Raw genomic sequence first — 21,860 nt, 5'->3', positions numbered from 1 at the left:
TCAGCGGGCTCTGTGAGCCCAAATGCGCGCGGACTGTCGAGTTCACCCCTCACCTGAGAAGGCAACCATGAAGAAGATCCTGCTCATCGCCACCGGCGGCACCATCGCCTCGCGCGAGGACGGCCATGGCCTCTCCCCCACCGCCACGGGTGAGGAGCTGACCGAGAGCGTCCCCGAGATCGCCGGCCTCTGCGAGCTCGATATCGTGCAGCCCATGAACATCGACAGCACGAACATGCGCCCCGCCGACTGGCTGCGCATCCGCGACGCCATCGCCGAGGGATACGACAGTCACGACGGCTTCGTCATCCTCCACGGCACGGACACGATGGCGTACACGGCCGCGGCCCTCTCCTACCTCATCCAAGGCAGCGCGAAGCCCATCGTCCTCACCGGCTCCCAGCAGCCCATGGGGGCGCCCTTCACCGACGCCAAGCTGAACCTCTACCAGAGCCTGCTCTACGCGCTCGACGACGCCTCGCGCGATGTGTCGATCGTCTTCGGCGGCATGGTGATCGCCGGCACGCGGGCCCGCAAGCAGCGGACCATGAGCTACAACGCGTTCAAGAGCATCAACTTCCCGCCGCTCGCGCTCATCCGCACCGACAAGATCGTGCGCGCCACGCTTGGTGGCGGAGCGGTGCCCGACCCCGTGAGACAGGAGCCCATCCGCTTCCACGACGCCCCCGACGAGCGGGTCTGCGTGCTGAAGCTCACCCCCGGTCTCACCCCTGCCGTCTTCAACCTCTTGGCCTGCGACTACGACGGCGTCATCCTCGAGACCTTTGGCGTCGGCGGCATCCCCGCATACGGCACCGACGAGGGCGACTCCTTCCAGCGCGCCATCTTCGACTGGGTGGACTCGGGACGCACGGTGGTCATGACGACGCAAGTGCCCGAGGAGGGCATGGACCTCGGCCTATACGAAGTCGGCCGCGCGTACGCTGAGCACCCCGGCATCCTCAAGGGTGGCGACATGACCACCGAGGCCCTCGTGGCGAAAACGATGTGGGTCCTCGGTCAGACCCGCGACCCCGAGCGCGTGCGCGAGCTCTTCTACACCCCGGTGAACTTCGACCGCACGGACGGCTAGCGAACCCGGGCCGGAAACCCTTGCTGTTGAGCCCCGGGAGAAGGGTCGTGCGCTACGGGAGCACCTGCCCAATCACAGGCAGCCAAAACGAACGCAAGCGCCTCCTGAAGCCCTCCCTCCGCACGTGCCGGGAACACGGCATCAGCCGCCCGGCAGGCCTCGTACCCCGCATCGACGAGCGCGAGGGCGCATCCCGCCTCCAGCATCGCGGCCGTATCGAGCGGGCTCGCGGCGATCACGGCGATATGGGAGAGTGAGAGACCCCGCTCCATGCAATACACCGCCAAAGACGCGGCTCGCGCCATTGCACGGTCGCGCCGGGGGCGGGGCGGCAGAGCCCGAGGAGGCGCTCTCAATTCACCATGATCGTGGAGGACGCTGAGCTCCGACCCTTCTTCTAGCCCCATCTCGCACCGGGGCGTATTGCCGTCCTCGCCCATGAGCACGAGCCCGATGCCTGCAGCGGAGATCTCAGATAGCAACGAGGACTCATCGGGTGAAAACGAACGCGCCGATTCGGTCGCAGGGAATTCGAGCACCTTCTCACCCGATGAGGCGGCGGGTGCGCCCAAGCTGAATGCCAGGATCAGCGGCGCCGTCCTCACCTGCGGCGAACCGACGATCGAAATGAACTGGCCAGGCCTCGCCCTCTGCATCAGTCTGCCCTCCCGGTGCTTGTTATCTCTATGCAGATGCCCCGAAATGTAACTTTTAATTTACATCAGCGCGAGGACACATATCCACACTCAGTCGTATGACTTCGGTGAACGTGCGACATATCCTAGGTAGAAACGTCCGCTCCCTGCGCGCGGACGCCCGCCTGAACAAGGTGGAGTTCTGCCTGATGGCGCATATCAGCCGTCCCCTGCTCGACGCCATCGAGGATGGCCGGGCGAACGTCACCCTCGACACGCTGGAGCGCATCGCCTCCTCACTCGCCGTCGAGCCCTGGGCCCTCCTCAAATAGGGTCACATAGGGACGAAACCTCAGGAACACGTGATGGCCGGCGCCCTTCGCACGGCAGACCATGTAGACTTGCGCAAAGTTATAGTGCCTAGAATCGAGCAGCCGTGCGGAAGTGCGCTCCTGGACGTTGCGCCGACAGCTCGCGGTGCGGCGCGCACCACACCGCCGGTTCACATTGGCCTGGAAAACCTGCTTTCGACTGCACTCACAGGCAAATCCTCTGCGGAAACGCCTCAAGATGACGTTTCTCACGCCCAACCGGCGGTTGGACCGATCCCCTGCGACCGCCCCAGCCGCCGCCATGTCTGAAGGCGGCCGTGTCCCAACAGGCAACACAGCAGATCCACGCGCCTACTCGGCGAGCTTCTCCACCTGATCGAGCAGATGATTCAGCTTCTGCTTTGCCTCGGCCTTCGTCTTCTCAGCCTCCGCATGCGCCTTTGCCGCCGCAGCGGCTTTCTGCTCGGTCTCGGGATCGGGCACGACGAGCGCGGCGGCATCCATCTCGGTCATCGTGAGCGCATGGTCGGGACAAACCTCCGCGCAGAGCCCGCAGCCTATGCAGTACTGCTCCTCGACCTTGAAGCGACCCGCACCCACGAGGTCGCAGGCGTGCACGGGGCATTGGCGCACGCACTCGCCGCACATCGTGCACTTCGAGAAGTCGCAGACGGGCACCTGCACGCGCACGTTCTCGGCGAGCTCAGGATGCTGCTGGAGCGTGGTGAGCAGGAGCTGGCGGCCCTGGATGAGCACGCGCCGGCGCTTCTCCGTGTTCGTGCCACAGGCGGCGTTAATGGTCCGCTCGAGGTCGGTCAGGCGGCTGGAGTGCTCCTGCAGGCGCTGAGTCACGCTCATGAGCGCGGCCGTCGCCGGATTCAACTTCGAAACCGCGAGGCCCGTCGTGCGCATGACGTTGTCCATGAACTCCTTGCGCTCGTACTCGCGGCGCTTCGTGCAGGTGAGCGCCTTCGCCTCGACCTCGAGGCCGAGCCCGGCGCCCGCCCACTCCTCGGCGGTGGCGATGAACTCGCCGAGCTGCTCCTCGCCGGTCTTGTTCCGGCAGTGGGTGCAGATGTCGAGCGGCAGGTAGACGCTCACGTTGGGATAGTCTGTCAGCACCGAGAGCCAGACCTCGGGGGTGACGTCTCCCACACAGGCGAGTACGACCTCGTTCTCGCGGGGCACGCGACCGAGCGCGCGGGTGCAGGTGACGTAGGCAGTCTCATGAGCGGCCGCAGCCGCGGCTATGGTGTCGTAGAGCTTCTTCGGGGCGATCCGCGGCGAGACGTAGCACTCGGTGGGGCAGGCGGACACGCAGAGGCCGCACTTGCGGCAGGCGTCGCTGATGTCGATACCGCCGTCCTCAATCGTGATCGCGTCCACCGGACAGGCATCCAAACATGCCGAGCAACTGCTCTTGTCGTATTTGCACACAAGGCAGGGCAGGGTGTTGGCGCGCGGGCGCTCCTTGTAGTCAGCCGGATTCCATTGAGGTGCCTCGGGTGAGGAGACCCCCATCAACGTATCGGTGATGCCGCCCAGAGGGTTCTTAAGGGCGCCGATGCCCTTGCTGATGTCAATGATGTCGTCGAACAGGTCGTGCTGCTGCGCCATGGGCCCTCCCTTGCCAAGCCATGTCGGCAAGCATTCAGTGTACCGCTAAGCACAACGCGAGATGTCCGGCATCTGTGGCATTACGTGAGCCTGACCAAAGCCGCGACGAATCGAGGCGCGAGCCCGTCAGAGGCTGAGAGAGGCGCCCGTCGGGACCGTCACACGGCGAGCGAGCCCGAAACCAGTCCTTAGATCAGCACGTCCTCGAGCGACCTCTTCGGCACATGGTGGACGCCCTCCGCATCGCGCCAGTAGTTCGTCGACCCATCCGGAGAGGCCGCGAGCGGCTCCAGGACAACGGTCTCGGCCGGTGCGCCCAGGGCGATCACCATCAACGGACGAAGATCGTCGGGCAATGTGAGGACGCGCGCCACCGCAGCTTTGTTGAACGCATGGAGCATACAACCGGTGAGCCCCGCCGCCGTGGCCCCGAGCAGGATCACCTCGGCGGCAATGCCCTCGTCCACGGCCGTTGTGGCACCACCGCCGGCATCGCAGACGACGATATAGGCCCCGGGGCGCTCGCCGGGCTCGGGTCCGTTCCAATCTGGGAGGGCGCCCGCCCACATGAGCTCGGCGAATACGGCTTCGCGCTCTGCAGCGTCGGAGACGAGGCGGTACCGCAGCGGCTGCCGGTTCGCCCCCGAAGGAACCGCGCGGGCGATATCCACGAGCGCAGCGAGCTGCTCGCGGGTGACAGGTGCCTCCTCGTTGAAACGACGCCGACTCCGAGCCTCCCGCACGAGATGCCCGAAACGGTCAAGATTCGATTCTCCCATGACAACCACCTCTCGTCTTCGCGTGCCACGACCCGCACCGTGGGCAGGCACCGTGTTCCAGGAATCAGATCCGGCGATCCCCTACTCCGCCAGCAGCGGTGACAGCTCACCTACCGCCAGCAGCGTCACCCGGTGCATCGCGCGCGACACCGCGGTGTACAGCTGTCGACGGGCGAGCGCGGTGTCGGGGTACGTGTCCCCGTCCGCGTCCGGGATCACCACGTGGTCGAACTCGAGGCCCTTCGCCATCTCGAGGGTGACGATCACCACGCCCGATGCCGGCAGGGACTCGCTGCGCTTGAGCACGGACACCGTGCCGTCGAGTTGTCGCGAAAGCCGGTGGGCGGCGTTGCCGTCATGGGCCACGATGGCCGTGAGGCCCTCCTCGTCCACGCGCGCCTCATCGGCGATCTCGCGCACCGCCGCCAGCAGCCCCGTCTCATCGGCGAAGGCCTCCCGCCGCGCGGCGAGCCCCTCACGGCGCACGCTCGCCAGCTTGATGTCGTCGCCCATGTTCACCAGACGGCTGAACACGGCAGTGACCTCGGGTGAGGAACGATAGCTCGTCAGCAGGCGCGACACATCCACCTGGCCGTGGCTCGCCTCGAAGATGCGGCGAATCTCCTCAAAGCTCGCCGTGCCCTCACGGATCGCCTGGTTGGGATCGCCCAGGAGCAGGAAATGGGCCCCGGCGAAGAAACGCGCGAGCAAGCGCAGCTGCGCCGCGGAATAATCCTGCACCTCGTCGATCATCACGTAGCGCACGCCCGCACCGGCGCGGCCAGCGATGAGCAGGCGGAGGTACAGCAGCTCGGTGGCAGAAAGCGTCTTCGCCCCGAGCAGGCGCATGCCGATCCGGTCGAGACGGAGCCACGCCATCTGATCGATCGCGGCCTCGGCCTCCTGCGCGAACAACTGATCCACATAGGCGCGGGTGAGCTCCGCGGTCTCCTCCTCATCGGCAGGATTCGCCGCAGTGCCGAGCAGACGGATCTGCTCCTCCACGTCGAGGCCGAGCATCCGCTCCTGCCAAACCTCGTTCTTCGCCATACCGGCGAGCCGCCTGTCAAGGCGGTCATGCAGCTCATCGCCCACTAGTGCAGCAAAACGCGGACCGATGCCGAACTTGAGGTTCCGCGACACGACACCGGCGATCTGCGCAGCGGGAAGCAGGGTCTCATCGCCCACCGTGATCGAGCGCACGTCGGCGTCCTCGATCGCGGCGGTGGGCAGACGTTCCTCAAGGAGGTCGAGTGAGGCCTCGGGGGTGTTCGCGCCGTCGTCGCGGTTACCGGCCCCCTGCTCCTCAACGAAGTCGCGCCAGGTGTAGAGCCGTGGGTTCGCCTCCCCCATCGAGGGCAGCACCCCATCGATATAGCGTTCGAAGACCTCGTTGGGACTGAACAGGTAGACCTGATCGGCCGAGAGCGACTCATGCTCCTGGTAGAGCAGGTAGGCGATGCGCTGGAGCATAACAGAGGTCTTGCCCGATCCCGCGATACCCGAGACGAGCAGCACCGGCACATCGGCATGGCGCACAACCTCGTTCTGCTCGCGCTGGATGGTCGCCGTGATGGCCTTGAGCTTCTCGGAATGGTGCGAACGCAAGGCGTTCAGGAGGAGCGAGTCCTCAATGGCCACGGAGGTGTCGAAGTAAGCCCGAAGCTTATCGCGGTCGATATCGAACTGGCGCCGCAGCTCAAGCTCGACGGTACGCAGGGCACCGTTCACCGTGTAGCTGGTCTGGCCGTTCTCCTGGTTGTAGTAGGTCTCCGCGATGGGGTTCCGCCAATCCACGACGAGCGGAATATGGTGCTCATCGGTGATCCCGGCGGCACCGATGTACACGTCGCGGGCGGGGCGGTCGGCGCGCATCTTGAGGCGGACCTTGGCGAAATAGGGCTGGCGCAGAAGCAGCAGGACCTTGCGCAGGCGGTCGGTGTTGAAGTCGTGGTACTGGTTGTAGGCGTCGATGACCGCGTTCAGCGTCTCGATGGCCGCAAGGGTCTCCATCGTCTCATCCGCGCCCCCGAAATCGGGGCGAATCTCCTCGCTCATCGTCACGAGGTCGGCCGCAGCCTGCTCGTGGTCGCGCGCGAGCTGCTGAGTCAGCTCGTCGCGGTAGGAGACGAGCTGACTGTATATGGCGCTCAGGTGCTCCTGCTCCTCGCGCATGACGGGATCGTTTTCGAAAAGATCCCCTGTGGTGTCGTTCGTTGCTTCCATGATCCTCCTCAGGTTCACGCCCATCAGTGTACCCAAAGGGCACGCATCGCGTCCTGCAGCGGCAGACGCCCATCAATCGCACGGGGCAAGCCCCCCGGTACGATATCCAAGTCCCTACGGCCCCCATGGCGGTGCAGCCAACCGTCACTCAACGTGGCCGAAGCAGGGTATGGAGTCCGCGAACATTTCCAGAACACGACATGGGATCTATGAACATTTCCGAGACACGGTCTAGGGCAAAATCAGGGCTTGCAAACTCTTGGGGATAGCCAGCCATCGGGGGGGTTAAAGACGTCTAGAAACGAAACTGGCCGGTTTGGTACAGGTTCTGGCATACGCCATATAAACCTCCTCAGTTTGGTACAGGTTTTAGCCGTAGACCAAAGTAGACAGCACTACTCAAGCGGAGAACTTGCAGGTATCTTCAGCCCTGAATCCCGGTCTACTTCGCATGTGCCCTGAAACCTGTACCAAACTGAGGAGGTTTTCGCCACGTCAACGAAAAGGTGTACCAAGGGCGCGACTTTTGATAGGACGGGCGCGTATCCAGCCGCCGAGCACCTTACCGATGGGACTGCGCACAGAAGCCCGGCCCGCACATGGCACAACACGCTATTGCAGGCCCATCCCCTGCCACCGTGCTACGGTAGCCGCAGGTCCCATCTCCTCGTCTGCACGGCGAAACACAGCGCGCACAGACAGTCCAAGGCACAAAAAACCCGACCCGCACAAGGCGGATCGGGTTTGCAAAACGCGATATGCGCTGAGGTTACTCAGCCATGAAGTCACGCTGGACGGCGGGATCGATCTTGGCGCCCGGGCCCATGGTGGAGGACAGCGAGATGCTCTTCACATAGCGGCCCTTAGCGGAAGCGGGCTTCACGCGCAGGATCTCGGTGTAGAGGGCGGCGTAGTTCTCGACGAGCTTCTGATCGTCGAAGGAGACGCGGCCCACGGGAACGTGGCAGATGCCGTAGCGGTCAGCGCGGTACTCCACGCGGCCGGCCTTGAGCTCGGAGACCATCTTCGCGACGTCCATGGTCACGGTGCCGAGCTTGGGGTTCGGCATGAGGCCGCGGGGGCCGAGGATCTTACCGATGCGGCCAACCTTGGCCATCATGTTCGGCGTGGCGATGGCGGCGTCGAAGTTGATCTCGCCACCCTGGATCGCGGCCACGAGCTCGTCAGAACCGATGACGTCGGCGCCGGCCTCCTCGGCCTCACGAGCCTTCTCGCCCTCGGCGAAGACGGCCACGCGCACGGACTTGCCGGTGCCGTGGGGCAGGGAGATGGAGCCGCGGATGTTCTGATCGGCCTTACGGGTGTCGATGCCCAGGCGGAAGTGGACCTCGACGGTCTCATCGAACTTGGCGTGAGAGGCGTCCTTGACGAGCTTCACAGCCTGGAGCGGCGTGTAGAGTGCGGCGCGGTCGATCTTCTCGGCTGCGGCGCGATAGTTCTTGCCATGCTTCTGTGCCATTGCGATTACCTCCTGTGGTGCAAACGGGCTTGTGCCCTCCCACATCGAGCGCGGCCACCGGATGCGACCGCGCGGTTACCCAAAGGTGCCGAGTTACTCGGCGATGGTGACGCCCATGGAGCGGGCGGTGCCGGCCACGATCTTCTTGGCGGCGTCGATGTCGTTGGCGTTCAGGTCCGGCATCTTGATCTCGGCGATCTTGGTGAGCTGCTCATCGGTGAGCTGGCCGACCTTCTCGCTCTGCGGGGTGGCGGAGCCGCCCTTGAGCTTGAGCTCCTTCTTGATCAGGTGGGCCGCCGGCGGGGTCTTGGTGATGAAGTCAAAGGTGCGATCCTCGTAGACGGTGATCTCCACGGGGATGATGTCGCCCATCTTGTCCTGCGTAGCGGCGTTGAAGGCCTGGCAGAACTGCATGATGTTGACCTGGGCGGCGCCGAGGGCGGGGCCCACCGGAGGAGCCGGGTTGGCCTGGCCGGCCGGGATCTGAAGCTTGATGACGGTGGCAATCTTCTTGTCAGCCATGTCATATCCTTTCAAACACGTGCGTGCGAACTTGCTATATCGTCAGCGCCCTCACCCCAAGAAGCACGCCTGCCGGTGAGCGGCCGGAGACGATAGGGATCACGCGCGAACGGGTGGAAGGAGTCTAGGCAACGACCTCGATCTGATCGAACGTGAGCTCAACCGGGGTCTCGCGGCCGAAGATGAGCAAGGAGACCTTGATCTTCCCCGCCTCGGCGTTGACCTCGGAGACCTGGCCGTCGAAACCGGCAAGCGGGCCGGTGGTGACGCGCACCGAGGTACCGACCTCGAGGCTCACCGCCGTGCGCTTCGGCGCATCGCCCTTATCGGACTTGCGCATCATCTTGTTGTACTCGTCACGGGAGAGCGGGGCGGGCTTGCCGTTCGCCCCCAGGAAGCCGGTGACGCCGGGCGTGTTGCGAACGCACGTCCAGGCGTCGTCGTCCATCTCCATGCGAACGAGCACATAGCTCGGGAAGATCTTGGAATCCTTGACCTCGCGCTTGCCGCCCTCTTTGATCTCGGTGACGCGCTCGGTGGGAATCTGGATATCGAAGATGCGATCCTGCATCCCCATGGTCTCGATACGGTGCTCGAGATCGGCCTTGACCTTGTTCTCGTAGCCCGAATACGTGTGAACAATGTACCAGCGCTTGGACATGCTTACCCCCTCAGCCCTGAGAACAGGACGAGGCCCTGGCTGATGATGACGTCGAACAGGGCGATCACGATGCCGACCACCACGAGGGAGGCGACCACGGCGATCGAGTAGTTGATCAGCTCTTTCCTCGTCGGCCAGACAACGCGGCGCATCTCCGAGCGGACGCTCGAGACGTACCCGCGCACGCGCGCGAGGATGCCGGGCTTGCCGCCCTTCTTCGCAGGCTTCTTCTTGGCAACGGCCTTCTTAGGCTCAGCCTTGGAAGCGGCACCGGCGGCGTCTGTCCGCTGGTCCTTCTTCGCCTTCGTCTTGTTGGCCATCGCTCAAACCTCCGGCGTTTCCGCCTAATCCGTAGAAACCGTAAGCCTCCGGAGAGGCTTACGGATGAATGACTGGCACGCCAGGAAGGACTCGAACCCTCAACACTCGGTTTTGGAGACCGATGCTCTACCAATTGAACTACTGGCGTGTGACATGTTGGAGACTAACGCGTCTCCTTGTGCACCGTATGCTTGTGGCACCAAGGGCAGTACTTTTTGATCTCCATGCGATCGGGCTGGTTAGCCTTGTTCTTGGTCGTCGTGTAGTTACGACGCTTGCAGTCCGTGCATGCGAGTGTAACCTGTGTACGCATTAATCCTCCTGTAGACAATCGCTATCAAACGACTCTCGCTGACAGCGCGGTTGTAGACAATAACAGGTTTGTCGAGCGCTTGTCAACAGGGGCTATAGAGTGACCCTCCATCGACATAAGACGCACGCAAAAGGGCATGTGAGACCCATCGTTGACGAACAAAAGACCCGGCACCCAAAGGATGCCGGGTCTTGAAGACCAGGGATGTCTCAGATGAGACTTAGGCCTCGATGCTGGAGACGATACCCGAGCCGACGGTGTGGCCGCCCTCGCGGATAGCGAAGCGCAGGCCCTCCTCCATGGCGATCGGGTGGATGAGCTCAGCCTCGATGGTGACGTGGTCGCCAGGCATGGCCATCTCGGTGCCCTCGGGCAGCTTGATGCTACCGGTCACGTCCGTGGTGCGGAAGTAGAACTGCGGACGATAGTTGGAGAAGAACGGGGTGTGACGGCCACCCTCCTCCTTGGTGAGGACGTAGATCTCAGCGGTGAACTTGGTGTGCGGGGTCACGGAGCCGGGCTTGCAGAGAACCTGGCCGCGCTCGATGTCCTCGCGCTTCACGCCGCGGAGCAGGAGGCCGACGTTGTCGCCAGCCTCGGCGAAGTCCATGGACTTGCGGAACATCTCGATGCCGGTGACGACGGTGCTCGAGGTGGGCTTGATGCCGACGATCTCGACCGGGTCGTTGAGGCGGAGCTGGCCGCGCTCGACACGACCGGTGGCGACGGTACCACGGCCGGAGATGGTCATGGTGTCCTCGACGGCCATCAGGAACGGCTTCTCGTTGTCGCGCTCGGGCGTGGGGATGTACTCATCGACGGCGTTCATGAGCTCGCGGATGGAATCCATCCACTTGGCTTCGCCGTTGAGGGCGCCGAGGGCGGAGCCGCGGATGACGGGGATGTCGTCTCCGGGGAACTCGTACTCGGAGAGGAGCTCGCGAGTCTCCATCTCGACGAGGTCGATGAGCTCCTCATCGTCAACCATATCGCACTTGTTCAGGAAGACAACGATGTAGGGCACGCCGACCTGACGGGCGAGCAGGATGTGCTCGCGGGTCTGGGCCATCGGGCCGTCGGTGGCGGCGATGACGAGGATGGCGCCGTCCATCTGAGCGGCACCGGAGATCATGTTCTTGACGTAGTCGGCGTGGCCGGGGCAGTCAACGTGGGCGTAGTGGCGGCTGGGCGTCTCGTACTCGACGTGGGAGACGGAGATGGTGATGCCGCGCTCGCGCTCCTCGGGGGCCTTGTCGATGTTCTCGAAGGCGGTGAAGTCGGCCTTGCTGCCCTCGGTCTCAGAGAGGACCTTGGTGATGGCCGCCGTCAGGGTCGTCTTACCGTGGTCGACGTGGCCGATGGTGCCGATGTTAACATGCGGCTTAGTGCGCTCGAACTTTTCCTTGGCCATAAAGCCCTCCTTCTAGGTTGCCCCCTTGTGGGACGTGCCTTCTAACCCTAAGTGGCCCGCTCGGAGATCCGAATGAGCCACTCTAGTTACCGGGTAGCGGTGACTGGATTCGAACCAGTGACGCCACGGGTATGAACCGTGTGCTCTAACCAACTGAGCTACACCGCCGTGCTGGAGCCTGCGACCGGACTTGAACCGGTGACCTCTTCGTTACCAACGAAGTGCTCTACCGACTGAGCTACACAGGCACTTATACGGGTGGGAGCGCAAGGATTCGAACCTTGGTAGGCAGAGCCAACGGGTTTACAGCCCGTCCCCATTAACCACTCGGGCACACTCCCAGTCGTACAAGTCTTGCGATCGCGCCAGCCAGATGCGCCGGCTCGTTCGCAAGCAGAAGAATAGTACGACGTGCCGATAGTCGTGTCAACATGAAGCCTCTAATACACGGCATCGGGCGTATCTATATCTGTAAGACCTCCACAACCTGCGCTTTAGCTGGGTAGGGAGACAGGTGACCGACGAGTCCACGCCCGACCGTAGGGCGCATGGGGACCGCAGCCCGCACCGGCGTGCTGAGAGCCACCGCCCCGAGAGCGTCCGGTCACGAACCCCGAGGAGTGAAGCCTGGCCAGCCCTCTATCTCATGCGAGCCCTTCGAGCAGCGTCCTGCGCACCACATCGGCCGACTCAGGGGCATACCGGAGCACCGTCTGGAAACCCTTGGCCTCGAACCACTCGACGCTCTCATGGATGCCGATGCCCCTCCCCCGCTCGGTCACGTGCCAGGTGCCCTCGGCGTCCTTCTCTATATATCCTGCGCGCACGAGCACGGCGTTCGCCTTCGTGGTCAGGAGGCCGTTGAAGCGCTGCGCATCGGCGTCGCCTGCCGCCTTCCACATTTTGATGAGGGCGCTCAGCGAGGGATGCGACGCATCGGGGGCCTCATCGGAAAGGGGGAGCAGGCCGCGCACCTTCCTCGGCCTCGTGACCAGGTCGTCGAGCAACTCCTCGATGCTCAAGAAATCGGAGCCGTCCGCCATCGCATCCGCAAGGGAGCGCGTTTCGAAGGCGATCGTGCCGTCCGTCGGCAGGCGCAGGAGGAGGGCGCCCGCCTCCCGCGCCGATGACCTCCATGCATAGTCGACGCGCCGGTTGCTCGCGAGCACGTATCCGCCCAGGTTCTTGATGATCTGATCTTTCTTGAGATCGTTGTCCTGGCGCTCCGCGAGCGACTTCAACGCCCCGTCCCACTGATCGTCTGACACGCGCCCCATCGGCGAGCGGTGCTGGGCGCCATCGACCTCGATGATGAGCCGGATACGGCCGGATTCCCGCTCGAAGATCACGAAGTCGAAGCGCGCGTTGCTGAATATGTAGTGGCGAAGACTCCTGAGTCGTGGCGTGTCGACATCGATACTGCGCTTGAGCAGGGCGTTGTCGACACACTCTGATAGCGGCACCTCGGCGCGGTACGCCAGGCCGCGCTCAGTGAGGTGCACGCCCTTCAGGGCGGCCTCGAGGGCGCGCTCGGGGGCCGAGGGGCTCATCGGGATGTTCGCGGGCCTGCCCCCGGTTATCAAGGGAATCGCATCAAAGACCGAGCGCATCTTCGCACGGTGGAAGCCGAACGCGTAGGTGCTCGCCGGGAAGCCAGTGGGGCCGTCGGGATGCGTCGCGGGGTCATTCCGCACGCGGACGTAGTCGATGAGCTTCTCCAGGAACCGCTCGCGCGCGGCGCGGCGCTCACGCTCCTCATCGGGGATCTTCCCCTTCTGGCTCTCGTGGAACGCCACCACGCGATCCTCCCCCACGAGCGCAGCCTGGGTCTCCGGGCTCATGAGCGAGGTTGACGCGATGATGACGAGCTCCCGTTTGGCACGCGAGACCGCGACGTTGATGAGGGGCTTCGCCTCCGTCCAGGGCCATTCCCACGCACCATCCTCACCGGGCATGAGGTAGACGATGTCGAACTCCTGGCCCTGGGACTTGTGAATCGTGAACGTGGGGATCTCCGGCACCGCCGTGGGGTCGTCTCCGCGCTCGCCGCTCACGTGCTGGGCCCCTTGCACACCCTCCGAGTTCAGCCGTTTCCCCAGCTCGTGCAAAAGGCCCCGGTAAGGCGAGAGCACGCACACGCTCAGCGCCTCATCCTCCTCGAGGCGGCGCTTGAGATCCGGCCACTCCTCGGTCATGAAGATCTCGAGCTGCCGCGCGTTCGTGCGCGTGAGCTTCCGCGGGGGCTTCTCACCCTGCCGGGGTTTGCCCGCGAGAACATACGGCTCGCAGTAGTTGCCCTCGAACCAGCGAACGCGGATGGGCGTCTCCACATCCCGATCGTAGCTCGGCGTCTTGATGACCAGCGGGCTGCCGCCCGGCGCGTAGACGTTCTCGTTGCTGAACGAGATGATGCCGGGGTGGCAACGGTAATGCTCGTTCAGGAAGGTGTGGGGAACGCCGAGACCCGCGCAGGCGCGCTCAACCGACGCGATGACGCTCAGTCCGGCTCCGGTCTCTCCATCTTGGAGCGAGAACCGCGGGTCGGTGACCGCGTCGAGGTCGGCATCCGCGAGCTCCTGCGCGAGCACATCATCGAAATCGGATGTGTAGATGGGCGGCAGCTGCTCGATGTCGCCCACGAGCACAAGATGCCGGGCACTGCTCATCGCGACGAGCGCAAGCAGCGGGTTGCATTGCGAGGCCTCGTCCATGATGACGTAATCGAACTGGTAGGTGTCCCCGTCGCGGAAGCACTTCTTGAGCGAGTGGATGGTGCTCGTGATGAAGGGGTAGCGCGCGAGGAACTCGGCCGCACGGATACGGGGCTCCCATCCCCCGCATCCGAAGCGGTCGGTCAGCTCCTTGCCGCTGGCGAACGCGAGCTGCCGATCCGATCCGGCGTGCCCGTCCGCCCAAGCCCTGCGCTTGAGGCTGTTCCCAAGATTGGCGAAGCTTCGTACGAGGCGGCGCTGGTTTGGTCCGAGCGCATCCTCACCGGCCCGGCGCCAGGCTTCGATCTTATCTTGGATGTTGTCGATCGCCTTGCCGTTGTTGGCGACCACGGCCACCGTCTTGCCGCGCGCGACCATGCACGACGCCATGTTCAGGATCGTCTCCGTCTTGCCCGTGCCCGGAGGCCCCTGCACGAGCGAGAGGTCGCTCTCAAGCGCCCGGGCAACGGCCTGGACCTGACTGGCGTTGAGGGGGTGGGCTCCCTCCAAGAGCGCGTCGGCGAACGACCGCTCCCCTGCCTCACCAAAATGAAGGGCCCCCTGTGCGTCCGCATCGCCGAGGTAGGCCCGGGTGATCCCGTTGAGCTGATCCGGCGCGGCAAGGTGGCGATAGAACCAGAGCAGCGAGTAGGCCGCCTGCCGGCGCACCGGGGCGGCGGCGTCCTCCTCCACCGCTCGGTCGCGGCCGAGCACGTCGGCGTACACGGCGTAGCGTTCGATAACGTCTTGCGGGGAGAGCGTCCCGATCATGGTCTTCCTTTCAACGGCGGCGTGGCGGGCCGGCATGCAGACGGCGCCGGCACCATCCTACCTGCTTATGCAGGGATCTTCTCACCAAAACCGGGCTCTTCCGCCCGGCGCTCCTGATGGGCCGCAGACGGTAGGCACGCGGCCTCCTGCGCGGCGAGCATGGCCTCATAGCGCGGGTGATCGGCGAGGCAGTACCGCTCGACCTGCTCGCATGCGGTCCCTCGCAGGAAGAGCAGGGCGCGATCCCCCGGCATCTGGAGCAGCGTGGAGGGCAGGCGGTCGGCCCGCTGGGCGAAGACCTGCGCCGTGTCGAAATCCTGGCAGGCGAGCACCAGGTGCGTGTCGCAGTTCCCCATGATGGACATGGATCTCGGGCGCCCGTACAGCGCCTCGAGCTGGCAGACCGACTGCAACAGCAGCGTGCACCAGATCTCGCGGCTCCGCGTCACCGCCAGGATGTTGTCGATATCCTGGATGCGCAGGTTGGCGAAGTCGTCGAGGAGGAGGCAGACCGGAACGTCGAGAGCTCCCGTGGACTGCGCGTCCGCCTCACGCACCAGGCCCAGGAAGGCCTGGGCGACGAAGAGGGCGACCATGGGGTCCATGGACCGGTCGATGTCGCTCACCGTCACGAACAGCGCCGTGCGCCGACGTCCGAGCGACGTGAAATCAACCTGGTCGGCGCACGTGAAGAGGCGGTGCGCCCCATCAAAGCCGAAGACCCTGAGCTTCTCGGCGAGGATGCCGACGATGCTCGCATGCATCTTCTCAGCCGCCCTCGTCGTGGAGTACGCGCGCCAGAGCGCCGCGGTCAGGGACTTGGGGTGGTTCTTCACGACGTAGTCAAGGCGACCGGCGGTCCAACCGGTGCCAAGGCGCTCAAAGAACATCATCAACGTGCTGAACGTCGCCCCGCCGAGGGGATGGGACTCGAGGGTGAGGGCGATGAGGCAGGCGAGGAGGTTCGACGACGCGTTGTCCCAGAACGGCTCGGCTGAATTCTCATTCGGACAGATCGACCGTGCGACGGACATGATGTCCTGCTGGTTGGGATGGCGCTCGCCGTCCCTCTCGGTCACGCGGATCTGGCGCAGGGGATCGTACCCCAGCGGGTGGATCCCGTCGGGCACCGGGGCGCCCAGCCCGCTGAGATCCGAGAAGTCGATGCTTTGAACCTCATACCCCTGCTTCGCGAGCAGGGGGGCCACCTCGCGGCAGAGCGTTCCCTTGGTGTCGAGCACCAGGTAGTTCGACGTCATCTGAAGCAGGTTCGGCTTGAGCGCGTCCCGGGTTTTTCCCGAGCCGGATGGTCCTATGACCAGCATGTTGTTGTTGAGAAGGGTCTCATGTGAGTCGGTTTGGAGGGAGCGGTTGCGACCGAGGAGCGTCTCGCCGCGGTAGGCGGAGCGGGGGTCGTGGGGCGAGGCAGATGTAGAGGTGGATGCGGTGCTCAGAATCTGGTTAGGCATGGGCAGCCTCCTTGCGGCTTGAGATGATTGCGTCGGCGAAACCGAGCTCGCAGGCTCGCTCGGCTGAGAGGAACGTGTCCTTTGCGGTGAGCGACTGCACGCGTTTGAGCGTGAGCCCGCTGCGTTCGGCGAGCAGCGTGCTCATGGTCCGGCGTGTCTCCATGAGGCGTTGGCTCGTCTCGCGCACCGCGAGCGCCGACCCGCCCGCCCCCTGCTGGATCAGCGGGTCATGGATCATGAGCTCGGCGTGCGCGGACATCTCGCGGCGATCGCCCATGGTGAAGATGACGGCGCCCATCGAGGCCGCACGGTCGAGGCAGACGGTGCGCACCGGACAGGAGATGGCGGCCATCACATCCACGACGGCAAGCCCCGCCGAGACGGAGCCGCCCGGACTTGAGATGAAAAGCGTGATCTCTGCGGCGGGGTCCTGACGTTCGAGGAAGAGCAGGTGCTGGCAGAGCTCAAACGACACCCACTCCTGCACCTCACCGATGAGCGCAAGCTCGCGGCGGCTGAGCATCTCATCGTAGATACCGATGGATGTGAGGCCCGCCGCCGTCTCGCGGAGGATGCGCGGGGCGCCGGGCATGGGGGTTGCAGCTGTCATAGTGATCCCTTCTGTGCTGTGCTGAGGCGCGAGATCCGCCTCCTACGTGTGTGCTTGATCGACGGTTGCTGGGGATTGCCGCGACGGGACGGGCCCGTCTCGCGGCTTGCGGCGTAACTGCTGGCCTGAACTTCGGAAGTCCCCGGGCCGTGTGATATGCCGCAGCGTGTCAGGTCACCACCCCGCCCCAGGTCATGGCCCTGCTGGGGCTCGCTGTTTGAGGGTCGTGACGCACTCGGAGGCGCGCTCGCCGGGTGGGGTGGCGGCGGATGATATCCGGTTGATAAGGTGCGCCCGGCATATGCGTCCGGGGTCGGCGCCCCGGGACGCCTCGATTGCGACGCGCAAGGTGCGCCCGGAGCATGCGACCGGGGTGCCGGTGCCGTCGGACGTGCCCTATCGCGGCGAAACGCGGCAAGGCTGTCCCAGGGACCGGCACAATGCTCAATTAGGTTGTTGATTTGCTACCGATGTGCTCTGCCTTCTACCATGCGCTCCATAACCCTCTGAGATGCTCTGCCGAATCTGATGTGCTGGATAACCGTCTTACGATGACGGTACGGGATGATGTTTGGTCCGAAACAGTAAACCGTACGGGCGGTATGACGTCAAGCAGTAAATTTGAAAACCTCCTGACGTGGCCGGATCTTGCCCTGACCATGAAGCGATGCGCCTCTCAGGCACGAGCCAAGGACGGTCATCATTCCCACATCTCCCCCTTCTATACCGACAGTTCAAAATTCTTTCTGAAAGCGACGTAAAAGACCGAATGCTGACCGGTCGGCATGACCCCCCCCCCGCATGCGGCCACGCCCGCGCGGTGGGCGCACAAAAAAGGCCTCCCGCCTCGGACCCGTAGGGGCCCGAAGGCGGGAGGCCTTGATACCATGCCGAACGCTCAGCTCGGCGCGGCGCCTACCTTACTCGGCGTCGCGGCGACGGCGCTTCCAGGCTGCAATGATGCTGCCGAGCGCGGAGGCGATGATGCCGCCGCCCATCAGCGAGCCCGTCGCGATGGTACTCGCGTCGCCGGTCTTGGGCAGCTTGCCCTTGGTTCCGCGACCGCCCTTGCCGCCGGTGTTCTTCGCACCAGAGGTGTTCTGGCCGTTGCCGTCGGAGTTGCCCTGGCCACCGTTGTTCTGACCGTTGTCCTTCGACTTCTCCGGGACGGTGATCTTCACCGTGATCTCCTCGGAGCTGCCGTCGGGGTAGGTCACCACGATGGTGCCGGTGTAGTCGCCGGGCTTGGAGGTGTCAGGCTTCGGGTCCTTCCACTCGATCGTGGTGCCGTCGGGCAGGTCGCCGGGGTTGGCGATGCCGTCGGATGCGTCGGGCAGCGTGCCGTTCTCATCCGTCGTGATGTCCTTGCCGGTCGGGTCGTAGGCTTCGGCATCGGTGCCGACCTTGACCGAGACCTCGACGGTGTCGGTGGAGCCGTCCGGGTAGGTCACGATGACCGTGCCGGTCTGCTTCCCGGGTTTCGAGGTGTCGGGCTTGGGATCGGCCCAGGTGGCCGTCGTGCCGCTGGGCAGGTCGCCCATGTTCTCGATCGCGTCCGCGGCGGCAGGCAGCTCGGACCCCGTGGGGACGTTCAGGTCCTTGCCGACCGGGTCGTAGAGCTCGGCGTCGGTGCCGACCTTGACCGGGACCTCGACGGTGTCCGTGGAACCATCGGGGTAGGTGATGGTCACGGTACCGGTCGTGGAGCCGGGCTTGCTCGTGTCGGGCGTCGGGGTCCACTCGGCCTTCGTGCCCTCGGGCAGGTCGCCCATGTTCTCGATGACGTCCTTGGCATCGGGGGCGTTGCCGCCCGTGGGCGCCGTGACGCCGTCCTTGGGGATCGGATCGTAGACATCGGCCGCGGTCTTGACCGTGACCGCGACCTCAACCGTATCGGTCGTGCCGTCAGGGTAGGTCACGAGCGCTGTGCCCGTCGTGGTCCCAACCTTAGAGGTGTCGGGGGCCTTCCCGTCCTGCCAGGTCACCGTCGTGCCCGCGGGGAGATCGGAAAGGTTCGCGATGCCATCGGCAGCGGCGGGCGTCGAGTTCACGAGCACCTCGATCGGCTTTGCCACAGGTGCGTAGGCGTCAGCCGCATCGCCGTAGGAGAGCGTGACCTCGGTGGACGTGGTCGAACCGTCGGAGAAGGTGACGGTGACGGGCACCTTCAGCCCCTTGCCGTCAGTCGGGATCGTCACGCCATCGGCGAGCGCGATGCTCGCGGCGTCATTGGGATCCACCGTCACCTTGGCGATGATGTCGGCCGCGGTGACCTTGGTCCCATAGGCGACGTTGAGCGCTTCGCTGGTGGCCGTGTGCTTCTGGGCCTCGGTGCGCGTGTCGGTGATGTTGACCGTCACGGGGACCTCGTCGGTTGAGCCGTCGGGGTAGGTCACGACGACCGTGCCCGTTGTGGTCCCGGGCTGGCTCGTATCGGGAGCGGTGCCACCCTTCCAGCCGTAGCTCGTGCCGTCGGGCAGGTCGCCCTTGTTGGCGATGCCGTCGGAGGCCGCAGGGGCAGTGCCGAGGTCAACGGTGATCGGCTGAGCGGTCGGGTTATACGTGTCAGCCGCGTCGCTGTAGGAGAGCGTGACCGTCGCCACGTCGGTCGTGCCGTCCTTATACGTCACGACGAGCGTGACCGCATTGCCCTCACCCTTGGTCGGGATCGAAGCACTCGTGGGAAGCGTGATGCTCGCCACGGCGTCACGGCCCGCCTCAGGCGTGAAGGTGACCTTGGCTGCGAGCTCATCGAGCGTGGCCGTCTGACCGTAGGGCTTCGTCAGCTCGCCGCCCTGGGCGTCGTACTTGAGCGAGTCCGCCCGCGTGTCGTTGACGGTGATCTGGACCTCGCCCTCATCGGTCGTGCCGTCGGGGTAGGTCACGACGACCGTGGCCGTAACGGTGGTGCCGGGCTTGCTGACATCGGGGCCTGTCTTCCAGGCGTAGGTGGTGCCGGCCGGGAGCGTCGATCCGTTGGAGACCGCGGCGGCCGCGTTCGGGACCGTGCCCATCGGGGTGGTCACATCGACGTATTCGGGCGTGTAGGCGTCGGACTGAGACGTGACCTTGACGGCCACCTCGACCTCGTCGGTCGTGCCGTCGGGGTAGGTCACGACGACCGTGCCGATCTTCGTGCCGGCCTCGGAGGTGTCGGGGGATCCGTCCTTCCAGTCGTAGGTCGTGCCAGCGGGCAGGTCGCCCTTGTTGGCGATGCCGTCGGAGGCCGCGGGGGTGGCGCCGAGGTCAGCGGCGATCGGCTGCGCTGTCGGCGTGTAGGCGTCGGAGGCGTCCCCGTAGGAGAGCTTCACCGTGACCGTGTCGGTCGTCTTGTCGGCGTAGGTCACGACCAGGACGACCGCGTTATCCTTGCCGGACGTCGGGATCGTCACGCCGTCGGCGAGCGCGACCGAGTAGGTGCCGTCCGCCGGGGCATCCCCGTTGAAGGCAACCTGCGCCTTGAGCTCATCGAGCGTGGCCGTCTGGCCGTAGGGCTTCGTCATCGAACCGCCCTGGGCGTCGTACTTGACGGAATCGGCACGGCTGTCGATGACGTTGACCTTGACGGGAACCTCGTCCTCGGTGCCGTCAATATACTTCACGAGAACGGTGGCGCCCTGCTCACCGGCCGTGGAGGTATCCGGCGTCTCCTTCCAGACGATCTCGGAGACGTCCTGAAGGGCGGCGGCGTTCGAGATCGCCGTAGATGCAGCAGGCGCATCCTCGCCCATGACGGCGTTGATGTTCTGACCCTGCGGGTCGTTGCGCTCTGCAGCGGTGCCGAACACCACGCGCATCGGCACCGTGTCGGTCGAGCCGTCCTTGTAGGTCACGACCACGTCGACCGCGTTCACGCCCTCGGTGGGCAGGGTCTGGCCGTCGGCCAGCTTCACATCGGACACATCGTCCGCGTTGGCGAGCGCAGGCGAGTAGACGACGTTGTTCTTCAGGTCGTCGAGGGTAACCTCACCATCGATCGGCTTACGGATGACCTCCTTGGCAGAGGCGGTGTACTTGTCGGCGGCGGTGCCGAAGGCAACCGCGACATTCACGGTATCGGTGGTGCCGTCGTTATAGGTGACGACCATCGGAACCATGTTGACGGCGCCCTCGGTGGGCAGGTTGTCCGGGTCGGCCGGAGCAATTGACTTCACCGCGGAATCATCAGGCGTCACGGTGACCGCACGTGCCAGCTCATCGGCAGCCAGCGTCTCGCCGTAGCCCTTCATGATAGAGCTGCCAGTTGCCGCATACTTCTCGGCGGCAGACTGGTAGGAAACCGTCACGGTCACGTTGTCCTTGGAGCCGTCGGGATAGGTGACGACGAGGGCCACATCGTTGTTCTTACCCTCAGTCGGGATGGACGCCCCGTCGGCCAATGCGATCGTGGGGTTCAGGCCCTCTGCGAGTGCGGGATCATAAGTGACGGTCGCCGCGAGCTCATCGAGGGTGGCCGTCTCGCCATAGCCCTTCTCCACCGAACCGCCGTGAGCGCTATAGGTCGGCGCCTGTGTGGCGTTTTCGGTGACCGCGATGTTGATGGTCACCTTGTCGGTCGAATTGTCCGGATAGGTGACGACGATCGTCGCGGGCACGTCTCCCTCGTTGGAGAGATCCGGCGTGGCCTCCCAGGTGTAGGTCGTACCGTCTGGCAGATCATCCTTGTTGGTGATCAGGGTTGCCGGATCGGGTGCGGCGTCACCGGGCTTGGCGGTGGCATCGCGACCGATCGGCTCGTAGATCCCGGCCTGATTCTCCGCGATGGTGATGACGGTGCCGGTGGAGGTGTTCACGCCCTTGGGGTCAGAACCCACGAGAACCGCCTTGGTCACCGTGCTGGGAATGGCGTTCGCTGGCACCGTGAGGGTGAAGGCGCCGGACTCGAGATCCGCTAGCGGAATCGAATAGG

At 64.7% G+C, this 21,860-nt stretch carries 16 protein-coding genes and 4 tRNA genes; 2 read left to right on the top strand and 18 right to left on the bottom strand.

Going from position 1 to position 21,860, the window contains the following annotated elements; translation table 11 throughout:
- Positions 1-67: 67 nt before the first annotated feature.
- Entirely contained in the window at positions 68-1,093 is a 1,026-nt protein-coding gene (locus CAP13_RS01925; protein ID WP_085829984.1) for an asparaginase, read from the top strand.
- Here the strand turns inward: CAP13_RS01925 and CAP13_RS09605 are convergent.
- Positions 1,090-1,365, bottom strand: a complete 276-nt coding sequence (locus tag CAP13_RS09605) for a hypothetical protein (RefSeq protein WP_143764871.1) — start codon at positions 1,363-1,365, stop codon at positions 1,090-1,092. The genes CAP13_RS01925 and CAP13_RS09605 overlap by 4 nt on opposite strands.
- 482 nt (positions 1,366-1,847) lie before the next feature.
- On the opposite strand from CAP13_RS09605, the gene CAP13_RS01915 reads away from it, so the two are divergent.
- Entirely contained in the window at positions 1,848-2,060 is a 213-nt protein-coding gene (locus tag CAP13_RS01915) for a helix-turn-helix domain-containing protein (RefSeq protein WP_085829982.1), read from the top strand.
- A 351-nt stretch (positions 2,061-2,411) separates the two neighbouring features.
- Here the strand turns inward: CAP13_RS01915 and CAP13_RS01910 are convergent, their stop codons facing one another.
- The 17 genes from CAP13_RS01910 to CAP13_RS01830 all read right to left on the bottom strand — a co-directional run bounded on the left by CAP13_RS01910 (position 2,412) and on the right by CAP13_RS01830 (position 21,810).
- Positions 2,412-3,677, bottom strand: coding sequence for a 4Fe-4S binding protein (locus CAP13_RS01910; protein ID WP_085829981.1), 1,266 nt, complete (start codon positions 3,675-3,677; stop codon positions 2,412-2,414).
- A 188-nt stretch (positions 3,678-3,865) separates the two neighbouring features.
- A complete protein-coding gene (locus tag CAP13_RS01905; protein WP_085829980.1) occupies positions 3,866-4,456 on the bottom strand; it encodes a nitroreductase family protein in 591 nt (196 codons plus the stop codon).
- Positions 4,457-4,537: 81 nt separating this feature from the next.
- On the bottom strand, positions 4,538-6,682 hold the full coding sequence (locus tag CAP13_RS01900) for a HelD family protein (RefSeq protein ID WP_085829979.1): 2,145 nt from the start codon (positions 6,680-6,682) through the stop codon (positions 4,538-4,540).
- Positions 6,683-7,451: 769 nt separating this feature from the next.
- Entirely contained in the window at positions 7,452-8,162 is a 711-nt protein-coding gene (gene rplA, locus CAP13_RS01895; RefSeq protein WP_085829978.1) for a 50S ribosomal protein L1, read from the bottom strand.
- 93 nt (positions 8,163-8,255) lie between these two features.
- Positions 8,256-8,684 (bottom strand): 50S ribosomal protein L11, encoded by a 429-nt coding sequence (gene rplK, locus CAP13_RS01890; protein WP_085829977.1) that lies wholly within the window; start codon positions 8,682-8,684, stop codon positions 8,256-8,258.
- 124 nt (positions 8,685-8,808) lie between these two features.
- On the bottom strand, positions 8,809-9,345 hold the full coding sequence (gene nusG, locus CAP13_RS01885) for a transcription termination/antitermination protein NusG (protein ID WP_085829976.1): 537 nt from the start codon (positions 9,343-9,345) through the stop codon (positions 8,809-8,811).
- Positions 9,346-9,347: 2 nt separating this feature from the next.
- Positions 9,348-9,665, bottom strand: a complete 318-nt coding sequence (gene secE, locus CAP13_RS01880; protein WP_085829975.1) for a preprotein translocase subunit SecE — start codon at positions 9,663-9,665, stop codon at positions 9,348-9,350.
- A 73-nt stretch (positions 9,666-9,738) separates the two neighbouring features.
- Positions 9,739-9,814, bottom strand: a tRNA-Trp gene (locus CAP13_RS01875).
- 15 nt (positions 9,815-9,829) lie between these two features.
- Positions 9,830-9,979: a 50S ribosomal protein L33 gene (rpmG, locus tag CAP13_RS01870; RefSeq protein WP_085829974.1), complete on the bottom strand. Its 150-nt coding sequence runs from the start codon at positions 9,977-9,979 to the stop codon at positions 9,830-9,832.
- A gap of 220 nt (positions 9,980-10,199) precedes the next feature.
- On the bottom strand, positions 10,200-11,390 hold the full coding sequence (tuf, locus tag CAP13_RS01865) for an elongation factor Tu (RefSeq protein ID WP_085829973.1): 1,191 nt from the start codon (positions 11,388-11,390) through the stop codon (positions 10,200-10,202).
- A gap of 94 nt (positions 11,391-11,484) precedes the next feature.
- Positions 11,485-11,558 (bottom strand) — tRNA-Met (locus CAP13_RS01860).
- A gap of 4 nt (positions 11,559-11,562) precedes the next feature.
- A tRNA-Thr gene (locus CAP13_RS01855) sits at positions 11,563-11,638 on the bottom strand.
- An 11-nt stretch (positions 11,639-11,649) separates the two neighbouring features.
- Positions 11,650-11,731 (bottom strand) — tRNA-Tyr (locus CAP13_RS01850).
- A gap of 303 nt (positions 11,732-12,034) precedes the next feature.
- A complete protein-coding gene (locus tag CAP13_RS01845; protein ID WP_179184884.1) occupies positions 12,035-14,872 on the bottom strand; it encodes an AAA domain-containing protein in 2,838 nt (945 codons plus the stop codon).
- Between the two features lie 65 nt (positions 14,873-14,937).
- Positions 14,938-16,341, bottom strand: a complete 1,404-nt coding sequence (locus tag CAP13_RS01840) for a type IV secretory system conjugative DNA transfer family protein (RefSeq protein WP_085829971.1) — start codon at positions 16,339-16,341, stop codon at positions 14,938-14,940.
- Positions 16,334-16,951, bottom strand: coding sequence for a ClpP family protease (locus CAP13_RS01835; protein WP_179184883.1), 618 nt, complete (start codon positions 16,949-16,951; stop codon positions 16,334-16,336). Before CAP13_RS01835 ends, CAP13_RS01840 begins: the two co-directional genes overlap by 8 nt.
- Positions 16,952-17,871: 920 nt before the next feature.
- Complete coding sequence (locus CAP13_RS01830) at positions 17,872-21,810, bottom strand: Rib/alpha-like domain-containing protein (protein WP_085829970.1); 3,939 nt, start codon at positions 21,808-21,810, stop codon at positions 17,872-17,874.
- Positions 21,811-21,860: the final 50 nt, after the last annotated feature.

It is taken from the genome of Collinsella vaginalis (genome assembly GCF_900176655.1).
In the GTDB taxonomy this organism is placed as follows: domain Bacteria; phylum Actinomycetota; class Coriobacteriia; order Coriobacteriales; family Coriobacteriaceae; genus Collinsella; species Collinsella vaginalis.
Note: the sequence above shows the minus strand (reverse complement) of the source record. Positions and strands in the feature narration are given on the sequence as shown.

Excerpts from the sequence above, each read along its gene's own strand:
- CAP13_RS01900 (WP_085829979.1), bottom strand. The coding sequence starts at position 6,682 with ATGGAAGCAACGAACGACACCACAGGGGATCTTTTCGAAAACGATCCC.
- CAP13_RS01915 (WP_085829982.1), top strand. The coding sequence starts at position 1,848 with ATGACTTCGGTGAACGTGCGACATATCCTAGGTAGAAACGTCCGCTCC.
- CAP13_RS09605 (WP_143764871.1), bottom strand. The coding sequence starts at position 1,365 with ATGGAGCGGGGTCTCTCACTCTCCCATATCGCCGTGATCGCCGCGAGC.
- secE (WP_085829975.1), bottom strand. The coding sequence starts at position 9,665 with ATGGCCAACAAGACGAAGGCGAAGAAGGACCAGCGGACAGACGCCGCC.
- CAP13_RS01840 (WP_085829971.1), bottom strand. The coding sequence starts at position 16,341 with ATGCCTAACCAGATTCTGAGCACCGCATCCACCTCTACATCTGCCTCG.
- tuf (WP_085829973.1), bottom strand. The coding sequence starts at position 11,390 with ATGGCCAAGGAAAAGTTCGAGCGCACTAAGCCGCATGTTAACATCGGC.
- CAP13_RS01905 (WP_085829980.1), bottom strand. The coding sequence starts at position 4,456 with ATGGGAGAATCGAATCTTGACCGTTTCGGGCATCTCGTGCGGGAGGCT.
- nusG (WP_085829976.1), bottom strand. The coding sequence starts at position 9,345 with ATGTCCAAGCGCTGGTACATTGTTCACACGTATTCGGGCTACGAGAAC.
- CAP13_RS01925 (WP_085829984.1), top strand. The coding sequence starts at position 68 with ATGAAGAAGATCCTGCTCATCGCCACCGGCGGCACCATCGCCTCGCGC.
- CAP13_RS01835 (WP_179184883.1), bottom strand. The coding sequence starts at position 16,951 with ATGACAGCTGCAACCCCCATGCCCGGCGCCCCGCGCATCCTCCGCGAG.
- rplA (WP_085829978.1), bottom strand. The coding sequence starts at position 8,162 with ATGGCACAGAAGCATGGCAAGAACTATCGCGCCGCAGCCGAGAAGATC.
- rplK (WP_085829977.1), bottom strand. The coding sequence starts at position 8,684 with ATGGCTGACAAGAAGATTGCCACCGTCATCAAGCTTCAGATCCCGGCC.
- rpmG (WP_085829974.1), bottom strand. The coding sequence starts at position 9,979 with ATGCGTACACAGGTTACACTCGCATGCACGGACTGCAAGCGTCGTAAC.
- CAP13_RS01910 (WP_085829981.1), bottom strand. The coding sequence starts at position 3,677 with ATGGCGCAGCAGCACGACCTGTTCGACGACATCATTGACATCAGCAAG.
- CAP13_RS01845 (WP_179184884.1), bottom strand. The coding sequence starts at position 14,872 with ATGATCGGGACGCTCTCCCCGCAAGACGTTATCGAACGCTACGCCGTG.